The organism is Leisingera sp. ABM4_103, from assembly GCF_056158685.1.
In genome coordinates, this window is the sequence record NZ_JBSWTU010000011.1 from 15,570 (window position 1) to 31,102 (window position 15,533).

At 65.0% G+C, this 15,533-nt stretch carries 11 protein-coding genes; 5 read left to right on the forward strand and 6 right to left on the reverse strand.

Going from position 1 to position 15,533, the window contains the following annotated elements:
* Positions 1-63: 63 nt before the first annotated feature.
* A complete protein-coding gene (locus ACXAED_RS25395) occupies positions 64-3,921 on the reverse strand; it encodes a PEP/pyruvate-binding domain-containing protein (protein ID WP_475054701.1) in 3,858 nt (1,285 codons plus the stop codon).
* 409 nt (positions 3,922-4,330) lie between these two features.
* Between ACXAED_RS25395 and ACXAED_RS25400 the strand changes: the two genes are divergently transcribed.
* Positions 4,331-5,227: a PhnD/SsuA/transferrin family substrate-binding protein gene (locus tag ACXAED_RS25400; RefSeq protein WP_475054590.1), complete on the forward strand. Its 897-nt coding sequence runs from the start codon at positions 4,331-4,333 to the stop codon at positions 5,225-5,227.
* Positions 5,228-5,245: 18 nt separating this feature from the next.
* A complete protein-coding gene (locus ACXAED_RS25405; protein WP_475054592.1) occupies positions 5,246-7,531 on the forward strand; it encodes a response regulator in 2,286 nt (761 codons plus the stop codon).
* 68 nt (positions 7,532-7,599) lie between these two features.
* Here the strand turns inward: ACXAED_RS25405 and ACXAED_RS25410 are convergent, their stop codons facing one another.
* The 3 genes from ACXAED_RS25410 to ACXAED_RS25420 are packed head-to-tail and all read right to left on the reverse strand — an operon-like array spanning position 7,600 to position 9,631.
* Positions 7,600-8,406 (reverse strand): metal ABC transporter permease, encoded by an 807-nt coding sequence (locus ACXAED_RS25410; protein ID WP_475054593.1) that lies wholly within the window; start codon positions 8,404-8,406, stop codon positions 7,600-7,602.
* A complete protein-coding gene (locus ACXAED_RS25415) occupies positions 8,403-9,152 on the reverse strand; it encodes an ATP-binding cassette domain-containing protein (protein ID WP_475054594.1) in 750 nt (249 codons plus the stop codon). Before ACXAED_RS25415 ends, ACXAED_RS25410 begins: the two co-directional genes overlap by 4 nt.
* Positions 9,149-9,631 (reverse strand): Fur family transcriptional regulator, encoded by a 483-nt coding sequence (locus ACXAED_RS25420; protein WP_475054595.1) that lies wholly within the window; start codon positions 9,629-9,631, stop codon positions 9,149-9,151. Before ACXAED_RS25420 ends, ACXAED_RS25415 begins: the two co-directional genes overlap by 4 nt.
* A gap of 101 nt (positions 9,632-9,732) precedes the next feature.
* Between ACXAED_RS25420 and ACXAED_RS25425 the strand changes: the two genes are divergently transcribed.
* A complete protein-coding gene (locus tag ACXAED_RS25425; protein WP_475054596.1) occupies positions 9,733-10,797 on the forward strand; it encodes a zinc ABC transporter substrate-binding protein in 1,065 nt (354 codons plus the stop codon).
* A gap of 30 nt (positions 10,798-10,827) precedes the next feature.
* On the opposite strand, the gene ACXAED_RS25430 is transcribed toward ACXAED_RS25425, so the two are convergent.
* The gene (locus ACXAED_RS25430) at positions 10,828-12,099 is read right to left on the reverse strand and encodes an NAD(P)/FAD-dependent oxidoreductase (protein ID WP_475054598.1); all 1,272 of its coding nucleotides are present in this window, start codon (positions 12,097-12,099) and stop codon (positions 10,828-10,830) included.
* A complete protein-coding gene (gene amaB, locus ACXAED_RS25435; RefSeq protein ID WP_475054600.1) occupies positions 12,089-13,591 on the reverse strand; it encodes an L-piperidine-6-carboxylate dehydrogenase in 1,503 nt (500 codons plus the stop codon). The genes ACXAED_RS25430 and amaB overlap by 11 nt, the downstream gene beginning before the upstream one ends.
* 138 nt (positions 13,592-13,729) lie before the next feature.
* Between amaB and ACXAED_RS25440 the strand changes: the two genes are divergently transcribed.
* On the forward strand, positions 13,730-14,635 hold the full coding sequence (locus ACXAED_RS25440) for a LysR substrate-binding domain-containing protein (RefSeq protein ID WP_475054602.1): 906 nt from the start codon (positions 13,730-13,732) through the stop codon (positions 14,633-14,635).
* 1 nt (position 14,636) lies between these two features.
* Entirely contained in the window at positions 14,637-15,524 is an 888-nt protein-coding gene (locus ACXAED_RS25445) for a LysR substrate-binding domain-containing protein (RefSeq protein ID WP_475054604.1), read from the forward strand.
* Positions 15,525-15,533: the final 9 nt, after the last annotated feature.

Consider the following 15,533-nt stretch of genomic DNA (forward strand, 5'->3'; position numbering starts at 1 on the left):
ACCCTACGTAAAAAGCCCGCAACCAGTTGGTGCGGGCTTTTCTTTGTTCCTGTCTGGCCTTGGTCAGGCGGAAACCGCCTTGAGGCCCTTTTCCTCCAGCGGCTGGATGGTGCCGTCTTCGCTGACGGTCACCTGTTCGCCGTGGCTCAGGCTGTCGAGACCCTTGCAGGCGACCAGCATCAGGACGTCCTTTTCGCGGGCGACGATGGCCATGTGGCTGAGCCAGCCGCCGACCTCGGACAGCACCGCGCCGGAGCGCTGGACCCACGGCAGCCAGGCCGGGTTGACCATGCGGCAGACCAGAATGTCGCCGTCCTGGAAGTCTGCGAATGCCGCGGGGTCGATGCAGCTGTCGTCCTCCATCCAGAACACCCGGGCGGTGGCGCTGCCGCTGCCCGCGACGCAGGTGCCGCCTATGGTGCCATCACCCGTTTGGGCCTGCGCGCCAAGCGACAAGAGCTCGCAGTCGCGCAGGGTGAGGGTGACGTCAGTGGGCGCGGATTTCTTGCGAAGCTCTTCTTTGGCTGCGCGGGCTTCTGCCAGCGCGCGCAGCTGTGCGGGTGCAGACCAGTCGCCGGAAAGCACCTCGTCGAAGGTCAGGCTGAACACCAGATCCTCCAGCCCGCTGATCTGTCCCAGCGCCAGCAGGGCGCGGCGCAGTTCGGCGACGACGCGCAGGGCCTCGTGCTTGGCCTGTTCCTTGAGGTCCTGATAGGCGATGGCGATGCCGATGGTATCGTCCAGCTCATCCGGCAGGTTGGCCGGGACCGGCACCTGGCCGATCGGCTCCACCGTGTTGCTGAGCAGCGATTGGAGCAGCGCCGGCGCCTCGCTGTAGCGGGGCGAGGACAGCTCGTAGTCGAAGATCGAGCGGTGGCCCATCAGCTGCATGGCGCGGGCCTGGGCGTCCTTGCCGGTGCAGGAGGCCAGCAGGCTGGAGGGCGCATTGGGCAGTTCCGCGTGCATGAGGTGCGCGCGCAGGGCAGGATCGCCAGCCGCTGCCGTGCCTGCCTCGCCCATGGTGAAGCCTGCCAGAATGTTGATCTTCTCCGCCTCCAGGTAGACCTCGCGGATGAACATGTCCTTGAGGGTGGAGATCGCTTCCAGGAGCTTGTCCTGGGGCAGGGCGGTGTAGTCCACGGCCTGCCAGATCGCCAGCTTGTTTCGCAGCTCCGGCATGACTTCGCTGCGAAAGCGGGTGATCATCGGATGTGCCTGTTTGCGCAGCTGCTTGGCCTTGGCGGCGGTGAGTTTCAGGGTCATGCCCTGTTTCAGCGCCACATCGACGTAGGTCTTGCCGAACAGGTTGACCAGATGGCCGTCGCGGCCCTCGGGCAGGCCATAGGGCACGCCGAGGGCGCGGCAGGCCAGGTCAACGCTGCCGCCCGGCGCCCAGAGCTCGCTCATCAGCGAGAAGGAGAGCGGGGTGGGGCGGGGCAGGACCTCTGACATTTCATCCTGTTCCAGGATGGTCTGGTCCGGGTCTGCATCGGCGTAGCGGTCCAAGAGATCGCGCCATTCGGCCAGACGGGTCTGCTCCTGCTCGGTGCCAAGCGACAGCGTGGTGATGTCGCGGCTTTGCACGATCTGGAACTGGCCGTTGGCATAGGCCCATTCGACGTCCTGCGGGCAGCCGAAGGTGTCCTCGATCTGTTTGCCGAGGGCCAGCAGCGGCGCCATGTCCAGCGTCTGGTCCTGATCTTCCGCGGCCGGCAGGCCGGTGTAGCGGCCAAAGCGCAAGCTGGTCGGGGTGACGCGGCCGGACACCAGATCCTCGCCGCAGCCCTCGACCCATTCGATCATCGCCATGCCGGGGGCCATCGGGTCCTGGGTGAAGAGGACGCCGGCGTATTCCGCCTGCACCATCTCCTGCACCACGATGTTGCCTTGGTCGGTGCTGTCGCCTTCGCCGGAGTAGCTGGCGGCGCGTTCCGACGAGAAGCTGGTCACAACTTCGTCCAGCGCGGCGCGCATGGTCTCTGCGGTCACATCCAGCACCGATTCAAAGACGCCGGCAAAGCTCTGGTCGTGGCCGTCCTCGTTGCTGGCGGAGGAGCGCACTGCGACCGGTTTGCCGCCTGCAAGGGCAAAGACCTGTGCCGCGAAGGCGTCTTTCTTTGCATCGGACATTTCGCGGTAGTCGTGGATCGCATCGGAACGCACGATCACGCCGCCGGGCACCGGCAGGCCGGCGTTGCGCAGGATCGACAGACGCAGGGCCTTGTTGCCGGCGTGCTCCAGCTCCTCGGTGTAGCCCATCGGGATCACGCCGCGCGGCAGCCTGGCAAGGCGGCGCTTGTGGGCGCGCAAGGCGATGGCTTCGCCCAGCTTGCGGTGCATGCCGGTCACGTAGGCGCGCTGCACCAGCAACAGCGTCAGGCTGAAGCAGAGGTAGGCGTTTGCAGCCGCTGTCAGGGTGAACACCATCGCAAACAGCGCAGGCATGCCCAGCACCATCCACAGGGTTTTCTGGCGCGGGGTCTTGGCAACGGCCCACAGCAGGTAGACGGCAGCAAGCGCACAGAACAGCACCGGCAGGATGAACAGCGGATCGGGCGCGCCGAGGTCGGCCATCCACAGGAACGGGGTTTGCAGGCTGGCGCTGGCCTCTTGTGCGGCAGAGACGCCCAGCATCATCACCGGCAGGAACAAGAGCGCGGTGAGGTTCTTCATCGGCGTCAGGCCCTTGTCGGCGTAAAACGCCTGCACTGCACGCGCCTTGCGCACCGGGTCATGGGCCAGTTTCGCCTTCAGCGCCTTCATCTCATCCGCGGTCTCATTGGTGATGATCTGATCGCGTTCGGATTTCAGCGCGACGGGCAGCACCAGGATGCGGGTCACGATGGACAGTGCCAGCAGGCCGAGCAGGATATGGCTGCGCTCATGCACCCACAGGAGGGCGGTAGCCAGCGCCGAGATCGCCTTGTCCCACAAGCCGGACTGCTGGTCTGCCAGCCAGGCCTGCACATGCGGTTTCGGCTTGGGCGCGACAAAGTATTCCCACGGCAGGGTGTAACGGCCGCGGAAGTCTATGCCTTTCTGCGACAGCTCCAGCCCCAGCACCTGGCTCATGAAGCAGCTGCGGCGGTCATAGCAGGCGGCGATGGTGGGCTTGTCCGGGTCCAGTTCCGCGATGCGGTCCATAAGGTCGGCGGTGGTCATCTTGCGGATCGGGATGTTGACGGCGCCAGGCAGGTGGCCGGAGGCGAAATCGCCCGGGTAGCGGGTGTCGACGATCTGCAGATCCTCGGTGGTCAGCAGATTTTTGAAATCATCGGTGCTGAGCAGCACGTCCCGGCCCGGATATTCCGGAATCGCACGCAGGTCGGACAGGGTCTTCACGTTCTTGTCGGAAAAGTCGCGCCCCTCGACGATCCACTTTTCGATACCGCCCGCGATGAAGCTGCAGTCGATGCCCATTGCCGCCAGCTTGGCGCAGGTTTCAGAGCTGCGGTTGCCGTTGTGGCAGAACAGAACGACCTTCTGGCCCGGCTGCACCGGGCGGGTTTCCAGGAAGTCCGGGAAGCGGATATGGGTGGCGCCGGGCAGGGTGCCCATGGCGTTCTCGCCGGTCTCGCGGATGTCGTAGAAGAGGGTGGAGCCGTCCTCCAGCGCCGCAGCGGCGTCCGTCGTGCTCATCGCCAGGGGATGGTTTTCCTGCTTGGAGAAGCTGGTCTCCTTGAGGGTCGCATCCTTGATGGTGGTGCCGTCAAACTGCGCCGGCCGGGTCAATGTCGCTTGCAGTCTTGCCAGCTCGGCCTGCGCATGCGAGGAATACTGCCAGTAGTTGCCAGCGGCCAGCGCCATTGCTGCCAGAACCAGCACAGAAATCAGCTTGACCGGGTACCGACGCGGCGAACCGCCCGGTTTGGGGGTAAAACCAAGTTTTGCCGCAATAACAGCGCCGAGGCCGGATACCATGGCAATTCCAACCGCCAGCACCTGCGACAGCGAAGATACCGAGCCAATCACCAGCTCCGGCGAGGGTATGGCCAGGGCAGCGACGGGGAGCGCTGAAAAAAGTGTCGTTAACACAATGATTTGCGCTGAGCGGCGGTGGGACCCGGCGGGGGCGGGTGTCAAAGTGGTATTCTTCACGGCGTTTCCTGTTGAGCCAGTTCGTGCGGGCATTCTGAATTATGGCGAATTTGCCTAAAAGATTACGAAAATCTTACTGAACCGTTAATATAGCGGACGGAGAATAAAAGAACCGCAAAATTTTGTAGAGAATTGGAGGTGCGTTAACATTGTATTCTTAACCATGGGGCATGTAACGAAGGGTAAAGGCCCGTCCGCTGTGCCAGCCAATGTCAGTCAGGAGGCTAATAACGTGAACGTTTTTGAGTGGACCATTGGTATCATTGAGCTTTTCTTAGCACGGCTGCGGACGGCAGCACCGGCGGCTGTTGTTTCAGCTTGCCTTGCAGCTTGGTTCCCAGGGGCTGGCTATGCCGGAATCGAACTGGTTTTCGGCACGTATGCGGCGGATAAACCTACTTCCACGGTCAAAAAGTACCAGCCTTTCCTGTCCTTCCTGTCCGGGCGGATGAGCGAGGAGCTGGGCGAACCGGTGTCGATCCGGTTGAAGATCGCCAAAGAATACGGTGAAGGGATCCGCCAGCTTGCAAGCGGCGAGGTGGATTTTGCCCGGTTCGGCCCCGCGTCCTATGTGCATGTGATGAAGGAAGACCCGGGTGTCCGGATTGTCGCGATGGAGTCCAAGAACGGTGCAAAGCGGTTCAAGGGTGTGATCGTCGTGCACAAGGACAGCAGCGTGCAGGCGGTGGAGGATCTGGCCGGTCTCAGCTTTGCCTTTGGCGATGAACTGTCCACCATCGGCCGCTATCTGGCGCAGGAATACCTGCTGGACGCCGGCATCAGCAGCGCCGACCTGCATGAGTTCGCCTATCTCGGCCGCCATGACCTGGTTGGCGAAGCGGTGGGCGCGGGAAAATACAGCGCAGGCGCCCTGAAGGAGAGCACCTATAAGAAGCTGGTCGCCAAGGGGGTGCCGATCCGGGTTCTGGCCTCTTTTGACAATGTGACCAAGCCGTGGCTGGCGTCGTCGCAAATGCCGGAGAACGTCCTGGAGGCGATGCGCAAGGTGATGCTGGCCTCGGAAAACGAGGAAATAGTGCGCCGGATCTCAAAGAACGGGTTTCTGCTGGGAGCCGATCAGGATTATGACATTATCCGCCGGGCGATGGAGCGCAGCCTGGCCTTTTAAGAGCGCTGCATTGAAAACATGAAACGAACAGGCATCCTTTTTCAGATCGTGCTGTCGCTGCTGCTGGCCGCCTCGGCGGTTGGCTTTGCGGTTGGCCATCTGGCGCAGCGCCAGGAGGTGCAGCGGCTGGAGCAGCAGCTGACCGAGCAGGCGGACCTGACGGTGTCGCTGCTGAGCGGTCTGATGCTGGAAGCGATCATCGTTGAGGATGTGCCGGTGCTGGAAACCGGCCTTTATGAGGCGGTGGCCCGCAAGCCGCAGATCGTGTCGATCCAGATCCGCAACCCGTCGGGCAAGCTGCTGGCTTCGGCCCAGGCTCCTGATGCGGCGGAGGATGACAGCCAGGTGATCTATGAAAGGCCGATCGAGCTGGAAGGGGCTTCCTTCGGCACCATGCTGGTGAAATGGTCGACCCGTGACGGCCAGGCGATGGTTGCGGAAAAGGTGCGCCAGATCATCATCTGGACAGTGGTGCCGGTGCTGGCGCTGTCACTGCTGGTGCTGCTGCTGGTGCATGTGCTGGCGCTCCGCCCATTGCAGATGATCCACAAGCGGATGTCGGATGCGATTTCCGGCCTGCGCAGCCCGCTGCAACCGCTGCCCTGGTTTGCCTCGCGGGAGTTCCGGGCGCTGGATTTCTCAGTCGGGGTGCTGGAGGAAACCTTTGCCGAGCGTGATGAGCGCGAGTTTGCGATGGAGCAGGCCCGCGAGGCCGCGGATATCGCCAACCGCGCCAAATCGGAATTCCTTGCCAACATGAGCCACGAGATCCGCACCCCGATGAACGGGGTGATCGGCATGGCCGAGCTGCTGCAGGAAACCGAGCTGGACGATGATCAGCGGATGTATGCGGAGACGATCGGCAAATCCGGATCGGCCTTGCTGACAATCATCAACGACATCCTCAATTTCTCCAAGATCGAGGCCGGCAAGCTGGAGCTCAGCTGTGCCCCCTTTAACCTTCAGACCGCGGTCGAGGACGTGGTCACCCTCCTGTCGCCCAAGGCGGCGGAAAAGGGGGTTGAGGTCACCATGCGCTATGACCCCGCTTTGCCGGAGGTGTTTGAAGGCGATGCCGGGCGGATCCGGCAGGTCATCACCAATGTTGCGGGCAATGCCGTCAAGTTCACCCGCGAGGGCTATGTCTATATCGAAGTGACCGGCAGCCAGGCGCCGGACGGCGGCCATATGGTGACTTTGCAGGTCACCGATACCGGGATCGGCATTGAGCAGGACAGGATCGGACGGATCTTCCGCGCCTTTGAGCAGGCCGATAATGCGGCCACCCGCAATTTTGAAGGCACTGGCCTTGGGCTCGCGATTTCGGCGCGGCTGCTGGAGCTGATGGGCGGCTCGGTCGAAGTGCAGTCGGATCCGGGCAAAGGCTCGGTGTTCACCATCCGGATCCCGCTGGAGGCCTGTGCCAAGGCGGCGCCGCGGCGGGACAGCGGCGCGCGCAGCTTTGCCGGGCTCAGTGTGCTGCTGGTCGATGATCTGGAGCTGAACCGGGTGATCCTGTCGGAGCGGCTGAGCACCTGGGGCGTGGCCAGCACACAGGCGGCGTCCGCGCATGAGGGGCTGGAAATCCTGTCGGATGCGCAGCTCGACGGGCGCCGGTTCGACGTGATTCTGCTGGACTACCAGATGCCGGCAATGGACGGGCATGAGCTGGCGGCCCGGATCCGGGCCATGCCGGGTTTTGAAACCGTGCCGCTGGTCATACTGTCGTCGGTTGACAACGCATTGTGCCGGGCAGACTGCGAGGCGATCGGCGCTTGCGAGTTCGCGCTTAAGCCGGTGCGGGCAGTGCAGCTTCGCCAGGTGATGAGCCGGCTGCTGAGCAGGCCGCCGCAGGAAACGGCGGATGCGGCAGAGCCGGCCGCGGAGCTGCCGGCAGAGGGGCGGCGGCTGAAGGTGCTGCTGGCAGAGGACAACCGCACCAATCAACTGGTGGTGACCAAGATGCTGAAGGACGCGCCGCTGGCGATCAGCATTGCCGGCAACGGCGTGGAGGCTGTTGCCCGCTTCCGGGCTGAGCGGCCGGACATTGTGCTGATGGACATGATGATGCCGGAAATGGACGGGATCGAAGCCACCGCCGAAATGCGCCGGATCGAGGCGGAGACCGGCAGCGGCAAATGCCCGATCGTGGCGCTGACGGCCAATGCGCTGCAGACCCACCGCGAAAAATGCCTGCAGGCCGGGATGGATGATTTCCTGAGCAAGCCGATCAACAAGAAAGCGCTGACCGAAGCCATCAGCAAATGGGTGGGCAGCCCGGACCTGCTGCGGACCGGCAGCTGATCCGGGCTGCCTGCCCGGCAGGCCAGCGGGTTTCTACCTCAAGACAGCAACTGCGGGTGCCGGTGGCATCAGCCCCGGCGGCGCTGCAGCAGCAGCCCGGTCAGGCTGGATGCGGCAAACAGCGCCGCGGCCAGGCAGACAATGCTGGGTCCGGCAGGCGTGTCCAGGACAAACGCGAGCTGCAGACCGCCGGTGGCGGCCAGCATGCCCAGCAGCGCTGCAATGGCGGCCATCCGCTCCGGGGTGGCGGCAAAGGGGCGGGCGGCTGCGGCCGGGATCAGCAGCATTGCCGCAATCAGCAGCACCCCTACCACCTTGATTGCGACCGCCACCACCAGCGCCAGCGCGATGGTCAGCACCATCTGCTCGCGCCGGGGATCAATGCCGGCGGCATGCGCCAGGTCCGGGTTCAGCGTCGCGGTCAGCAGGGCAGACCAGCGCCACCACAGGAGAGCCAGTACCAGCACCGCGCCGCCCCAGATCACCGCCAGATCCGCCCGGCCCACCGCCAGAATGTCTCCAAACAGATAGGCCATCAGGTCGATCCGCACCCCTTGCAGAAAGGAGACCGCGACCAGACCGAAGGCGAGCGAGGAATGCGCCAGCACGCCCAGCAAAGTGTCCATCGCATAGCCGCGTCCGGCCAGCGCCGAGACGGTGGTGGCCATCGCCAGCGCCGTCGCAAGCACCCCGGCAAACACCGAAACATCAAAGCTGAGCGCAAGTGCCACGCCGAGGATGGAGGCATGGGCGGTGGCGTCGCCGAAATAGGCCATCCGGCGCCAGACCACGAAACAGCCCAAGGGCGCCGCGGCCAGCGCCACGCCGATACCCGCCAGCGCGGCGCGGATCAGGAAATCGTCAAGCAGGGTCATTCCGCCGCCTCGTGAGTGTGGTTGTGGGCGCAGTCGTGATCGTGGCTGTGGTTGTGCTCATGCCGGTAGAGCGCCAGGGCGCCCTGGGTGCCTGTGCCGAACAGGGCCCGGTATTCCGGAGCCGTGGCGACATGCTCCGGCGCGCCCTCGCAGCAGACGTGGCCGTTGAGGCAGATCACCCGGTCCGAGGCCGCCATCACCACATGCAATTCGTGGCTGACCATCAGCACCGCGCAGCCGAGCTCCTGGCGGACCTTCTCGATTCGCTGGTAAAAGGCGGCCGAACCGGGTTGGTCCAGCCCTTGGGTGGCCTCATCGAGGATCAGCAGCTGGGGGTTGCTGAGCAGGGCGCGGGCCAGCAGCACCCGCTGGAACTGGCCGCCAGACAGGCCTGACATCTGCCGCGCCGCCAGATCACCGGCGCCGGCCTGCTCCAGCGCCTCCGCGGCGCGGGTGTCGGATACCCGTTCCGGCAGGCTGAGGAAGCGGCGCACGGTCAGCGGCAGCGTCGGGTCGATATGCAGCTTTTGCGGCACGTAGCCGATCCGCAGCCCGGTTGCGCGCCGGACGGTTCCGCGCGACGGTTTCTGCGCGCCGATGACGCTGCGCAGCAGGGTGGACTTGCCGGAGCCGTTGGGGCCGACCACAGTGACGATTTCACCCGGTTCGATCGCCAGGCTGACGCCGGACAGGACTGTATTGCCGCCGTGCCGGACCGTCAGGTTATCGAGAGCAATCAAGCTCATGCGGCGGCGTCCTCCTGGCATTTGGGGCAGAGGCCCTCGGCCTCGATCACCGCCCGTTCGATCACAAAACCGGCGTCGCGGGCAGCCTGGCCCAGCTGGCCCTGAGTGGGTTCGCGCTGCGCCTCGGCCACTGCATCGCAGGCGCGGCAGATCAGGAAGACTGGCGCGTGGGTCTCGCCCGGGTGGGAGCAGGCAATGAAAGCATTGAGCCGCTCGATCTTATGCGCGAACCCGTTTTTCACCAGGAAATCCAAGGCTCTGTAGGCGACGGGCGGCTGCGAGCCCAGGCCCTCCTCGCGCAGGCGGTCGAGGATTTCGTAAGCTCCAAGCGCGCGGTGCTCCTGCAGCAGGATCTCCAGCACCCGGCGGCGCACCGGGGTGAATTGCAGGCCGTTGGCGCGGCAATAGGCATCCACGGCGGCAATGCCGTCTTGGATGCAGCTGGCGTGATCGTGCGGTTCAAAACCAATGGAATCCATGGGGCGGGGTCTCCGGGCGCGGGCAGGATTGGCTCTTGATATGTAATGTTATGACGTTTATCAACCCGGGCGAATGTTATAAAGTTACATCGGAGGATGACATGCGGAACGCGGTAGCAGTGGCTGCGCTGATGGCAGGAACAGGGGCTGCCTGGGCGGAGGTGCCCAAGGTTGCGGCGGACATTCCGCCGGTTCATGGTCTGGTGGCCCGGGTGATGCAGGGGCTGGGCGAGCCTGCGCTTGTGGTGCCGCCCGGCGCTTCACCGCATGGCTACTCGATGCGCCCTTCTGAGGCGCGGGCGCTGGATCAGGCGGATGTGGTGTTCTGGCTGGGTGAGGCGCTGACCCCTTGGCTGGAAGGGCCGCTGGAAGAGCTGGCCGGCGGCGCGCACCGGGTAGAGCTGCTGGAAGCCGAGGGCACAACAGTGTTGCCGTTCCGCGAAGGCGCACGGTTCGAGGCGCATGCGCATGATGATCATGCTGGCCACGGCGAGCACGAAGATCATGAGGGCCACGATGACCATGGTCACGAGGAGCAAGCCAGCCATGATGATCACGATGGCCACGGTCATGAAGAGCACGCCGAAGGTCATGAGGGTCACGCGGACCATGATGATCATGAGGACCACGCGGATGCGGATGGGCACCGCCACGAGGGCGCCGATCCGCATGCCTGGCTGCTGCCGGCCAATGCCCAGGCCTGGCTGGATGTGATCGCCGAAGAACTGGCAGAACATGACCCGGACAATGCTGCCGCCTACAAGGCCAATGCCGAGGCCGGCAAGCAGGAGATTGCAGAGGCCGTGGCCAGCATCTCGGCACAGCTTGAACCGTTCCGGGCCAAGCAGTTCATCGTGTTCCACGATGCCTACCAGTATTTCGAGCGCGGATTTGGCCTGAACGCGGCGGGTGCGATTTCGATCAGCGATGCCGCCAAGCCGAGCCCGGCGCGGATTGCCGAGGTGCGTGACGTGGTGGCTGATCTGAAAGTGTCCTGCGTGTTCTCGGAGCCGCAGTTCAATCCAGGCGTGGTTGCCACGGTGCTGGACGGCACCGGTGCGGGCACCGCCGTGCTGGATCCGCTGGGCGCCAAGCTGGAGCCGGGGCCGCAGTTCTACCCGGCGCTGCTGCAGGAGATCGGGACGGCGATTGCCGGCTGCGAATGAGGGTAGGGCGGGCCATTCGGCCCGCTTTTTTCATCGGTCGCTGATCAGATGGGTGAGCGTGGCGCCGGTCTCGTAATAGGCGCTGCGCAGGCCCGCAAAGGGGATCGCGTGATCGCGCACCGGCGGCACCGGCAGGCGCGATTGGTCGCCGCTCAACAGCGCCTCTGCCATGGCGGTGCCGAACAGGGTGCCGGGGCCGATACCGCGGCCGGAGTAGCCGAAACAGGCAAAGCCGCCGTCCAGGTCCAGGATCTTGGGCAGGTGCTCGGTGGTCATGGCGATGCGGCCGTGCCAGTGGTTATTCAGCGCCATGTCCTTCAATTCGGGGTATAGCGCGGCCAGTTTGCGGGGCAGCCAGCTGCGGTGCAGGGCGCTGCCGAAGTGGTTGAGCGCACCCATGCCGCCGATCACCAGCCGCCCGGCCTGCTCCAGCCGCCACGATGACATCACCAGCGCGGTGTCCCAGCAGCCTTCCCTGCCCGGCAGGATCTTGTCCAGCAGGGGTGCGGGCAGCGGATCGGTGGCGGCCTGGAAATAATGCACCGGGATCACCTGCGGCGCGTCATAGCCGGTGATTTCGCGGGCATAGGCGTTGGTCGCCATGATCAGGTGTTTCGCGCGCAGGCTGCCCTTGGGGGTGTCCACCTGCCAGCCGCTGCCATTGCGGGTAATGCTGGTGGCAGGCGTGCCGCTGTGCAGCTGCGCACCGGCTGCCGCGGCAGCGCGGGCGAGGCCGCGGACATAGGCCAGCGGCTGGATGGTCCCGGCGCGCGGATCGAACAGAGCGCCGTGCACGGCTTCGGAGCCGGTGCGCTGAATGGCTTCCTCGCGCGATATCAGCTCCACCGGCGCGCCGATGGCGGTGAGCTGGGCGTGGCGGCGCTGCAGGTCTTTCAGGCCGCCGGGCGCATGGGCGCAGTGCAGGGTGCCGCTGCGCTCCGGCTCGCAGTGGATGGCGTGTTTTTCGATCAGCGAGAACACCATCCCGGGGGCGCCCGCCAGCAGGGAGGAGAGGCGGCTGCCGGTCTCCGGCCCCAGCGCGGCGTTGATGTCCTCGGGCGGCAGCCAAAGGCCCGCGTTGGCCAGCCCCACGTTGCGGCCGGAGCCGCCGCAGCCGATCTCGTCCGCTTCGATGAGGTGGACCGTGGCACCCATTTCGGCGGCTTTCAGTGCTGCAGAGCAGCCGGTGTAGCCGCCGCCGATCACCACCAGATCGGTGTCGGCCTCCCCGGAAAATTCCGGGAAGGCGGGGTTTTCCTGGCAGGTTTGATGCCAGAGGCTGGACGCCAGATCAGATGTCAAACTTGATCCCCTGAGCAAGCGGCAGCTCGCGTGAGTAATTCACGGTGTTGGTCTGCCGGCGCATGTACCCTTTCCAGGCGTCGGAGCCGCTTTCGCGGCCGCCGCCCGTCTCCTTCTCGCCCCCGAAAGCGCCGCCGATTTCAGCGCCGGAGGGGCCGATGTTCACGTTGGCAATACCGCAGTCGGAGCCCGCTGCCGAGAGGAAATATTCGGTTTCGCGCACGTCGGTGGAGAAGATGCAGGAAGACAAGCCTTGCGGCACTTCGTTCTGCATTTCAATGGCTTGATCCAGGTCAGCGTATTTCACCACATAGAGGATCGGGGCGAAGGTTTCGGTGTGCATGATCTCTGTCTGGGCGGGCATCTCGACGATTGCGGGATGCACATAGGCCGCGTTGGCGAAGCTGTCCGTCAATGCGCGGCCGCCGTCGTGCACGGTGCCGCCTTCACCCTGGGCGCGCTCCAGCGCCCGCAGCATCGCGTCCATGGCGTGGCGGTCGATCAGCGGGCCGACCAGGGTGCCGTCGGCCAGCGGGTCGCCGATGGGCAGGCCCTCATAAGCTTTGATCAGGCGCGGGATCAGCTGGTCGTAAATGTCTTCGTGCACGATCAGGCGGCGCAGGGAGGTGCAGCGCTGGCCGGCGGTGCCGACAGCGGAGAACACGATGGCGCGCAGGGCCATCTCCAGATCGGCGGAGGGGGCCACGATCATCGCGTTGTTGCCGCCCAGTTCCAGAATCGTGCGGCCCAGGCGTTTGGACATATCGGCCGCAACTGCCTTGCCCATCGGCACCGAGCCGGTGGCGGAGATGAGGGCAACGTCCTTGGAGGCGGTCAGCACCTCGCCCAGATCACGCTCTCCGATCAGCACCTGGATCAGGCCCTCAGGCGCGTCCCCGCCAAAGGCGGCCATGGCGCGCTCGCAGATTTTCTGCACCGCCAGCGCGGTCAGCGGGGTCTTCTCGGACGGCTTCCAGATCACCGGATCGCCGCAGACCAGCGACAGCGCCGCGTTCCAGCACCAAGGGGCAACCGGGAAGTTGAAGGCGGTGATGATGCCGCAGGTGCCCATCGGGTGCCAGGTTTCACGCATCGCGTGGCCGGGACGCTCGGAGGCGATAGTGAGGCCATAGAGCTGGCGCGAGAGACCAACCGCGAAGTCGCAGATGTCGATCATCTCCTGCACTTCGCCGAGGCCCTCCTGGTAGATCTTGCCGCATTCCAGGGTGACGAGGCGGCCCAGGTTTTCCTTCTCCTTGCGCAGCTCGTCGCCCAAGAGCCGCACCAGCTCGCCGCGGCGCGGGGCGGGGACCAGGCGCCAGGATTTGAAGGCGCTCTTGGCGGCGGCGATCTGGGCCTCGGCCTCAGCCGCGCTGTGGGTTTTCAGGCGGGCGATTTCGCTGCCGTCGACCGGCGTGGTGACAGAGAGGCTTCCGCCGGTCAGCTCGGCTTTGGTAAGGCCAGCGGCGGCGAGGATGTCGGAATAGGGCATGTCTGCGTCCTTTCGGTGCGAGGGCAGGGCATGAGAAAAACTTTAGCTTGCTTTGCGCCGATGTCCCGCCGGGCGTCGGTTGAATATAGAAATTGCACCCTGCGGCCTGGATTGCTATTGAAACTAAATCCTGAAGACATGAGTTTTAATCATATGATTGCCCCGCGCCGTTTTTTACCCTCAATCCCTTCTCTGCTGGCGCTGGAGGCGGTGGACCGGCTTGGCAGCGCCTCGGCGGCGGCAGAGGACCTGTCGCTGACGCAAAGCGCCATCAGCCGCCAGCTGAAACAGCTGGAGGAGCAGATGGGAGTGGACCTGGTCGCCCGCGACCAGATGCGGATGCAGCTGACGCCAGCGGGCGCAGGGTTTGCCAAGGAGGCGCGGGCAATTCTGACGCGGCTGGCGCAGGCCTCGGTCAAGCTGCGCGCAAACCCGGACGGGGGCAGTTTCACCCTGTCGATCCTGCCGTCCTTTGGCCTGCATTGGCTGGCGCCGCGGCTGAAGGGGTTTGCCGCGTCGCATCCCGGCATCACGGTGAACCTGCATACCCACAATCTGCCGTTCAGCTTTGACGCGGGGACGGCGCAGGCAGCGATCCACTATGGCACGCGGGACTGGCCGGGGGTGGAGTATCTGCCGCTGATGCCGAAACATGTGCTGCCGGTCTGCGCGCCGGGGCTGATGGGGGGGCCTGTGGCGGCTCCGGCGGAACTGCTGGACTATCCGCTGCTGCATCTGGAAACGCACCCGGACTGCTGGGAACAATGGTTTCATTTGCACGATGTGCCGGCGGCCAAGCTTCGCGGGATGCTGTTTGACCAGTCGTCTGCGATGACGCAGGGGGCGGTGCATGGGCTGGGGGTCGCGCTTTTACCGGATTTCCTGGCGGAGAATGAGATTGCGCACGGGCGGCTGGCGTTGGCGATGGAAGGCGATGCGGTGAGCCTGGGGGAGTATTTCCTGGTCTGGCCTGCGGACCATGCGGAGGAGTATCCGCTGATCAAGTTCCGCGAATGGCTGCTGTCGCAGCTGGAGGAGAATTGAGATGCGCCTGCCAAGCCTGACCCATCTGCGCTGTTTCGAGAGCGCCGCGCGGCATCAGAGCTTCACTGCTGCCGGTGAGGAGCTGGGCCTCACGCAAAGTGCGGTCAGCAAGAAGGTGAAGGAGCTGGAGGCGGACCTTGGCTTCGATCTGTTCCAGCGGGCGGGCCGGGGGGTGGTTCTGACGCCCGCGGGGCAGGGGCTGGCGGCGGATCTGGAGCTGGATCTGGCGGGGCTGCGCGCCACTTTGCAAAAGGCCGCCGCGGCCGGGGCCGGGCGCTCGGCCCTGCGGATTGCGGTGCTGCCGGCCTTCGCCAACCTGTGGCTGATCCCGCGGCTGCCGGATTTCTTTCAGCGCCATCCGGAGGTGGAGCTGAGCTTCTCCACCCGGCTGGAGCCGTTTGATTTTGCCCGGGAAAACTTCGACCTGGCGGTGCATTACGGGCTGGACAACTGGCCGGGCACTCATATGGCGGCCTTGTTCGGCGAGGAGATGGTGCCGGTCTGCGCGCCCGGTTTCTTTGCCGCGCATCAGCTGGATCACGCGGCCAATCTGGCGCAGGCGCCGCTGTTGCACTTGGAAAGCCGCGCGGGGTCCTGGGCGGAATGGTTCGAGCGCGCAGGGCTGGCGGGCGCGCCGCGGCAGGACGGGCGCTATTTCGACCAGCACTCAATGGTAATCGCTGCGGCGGCGGCGGGTCTGGGGGCGGCAATCGTGCCCTATGACATGGTGGCGAGGGAGATTGCGGCAGGGGTTCTGCTGCGCATACCGGGGCCCGCGCTGGAGTCGCGCAAGCGCTATTACCTGGTGCGCCCGCACGGGCCGGTGCCGGAGGCGGTGCAGAAGCTGGAAGCCTGGATGCGCAAGCAATTGCGGACCAGGCCGGATTGAGTTGTTTCG

Excerpts from the sequence above, each read along its gene's own strand:
- ACXAED_RS25395 (WP_475054701.1), bottom strand. The coding sequence starts at position 3,921 with ATGGTATCCGGCCTCGGCGCTGTTATTGCGGCAAAACTTGGTTTTACC.
- ACXAED_RS25445 (WP_475054604.1), top strand. The coding sequence starts at position 14,637 with ATGCGCCTGCCAAGCCTGACCCATCTGCGCTGTTTCGAGAGCGCCGCG.
- ACXAED_RS25420 (WP_475054595.1), bottom strand. The coding sequence starts at position 9,631 with ATGGATTCCATTGGTTTTGAACCGCACGATCACGCCAGCTGCATCCAA.
- ACXAED_RS25405 (WP_475054592.1), top strand. The coding sequence starts at position 5,246 with ATGAAACGAACAGGCATCCTTTTTCAGATCGTGCTGTCGCTGCTGCTG.
- ACXAED_RS25410 (WP_475054593.1), bottom strand. The coding sequence starts at position 8,406 with ATGACCCTGCTTGACGATTTCCTGATCCGCGCCGCGCTGGCGGGTATC.
- amaB (WP_475054600.1), bottom strand. The coding sequence starts at position 13,591 with ATGCCCTATTCCGACATCCTCGCCGCCGCTGGCCTTACCAAAGCCGAG.
- ACXAED_RS25425 (WP_475054596.1), top strand. The coding sequence starts at position 9,733 with ATGCGGAACGCGGTAGCAGTGGCTGCGCTGATGGCAGGAACAGGGGCT.
- ACXAED_RS25415 (WP_475054594.1), bottom strand. The coding sequence starts at position 9,152 with ATGAGCTTGATTGCTCTCGATAACCTGACGGTCCGGCACGGCGGCAAT.
- ACXAED_RS25440 (WP_475054602.1), top strand. The coding sequence starts at position 13,730 with ATGAGTTTTAATCATATGATTGCCCCGCGCCGTTTTTTACCCTCAATC.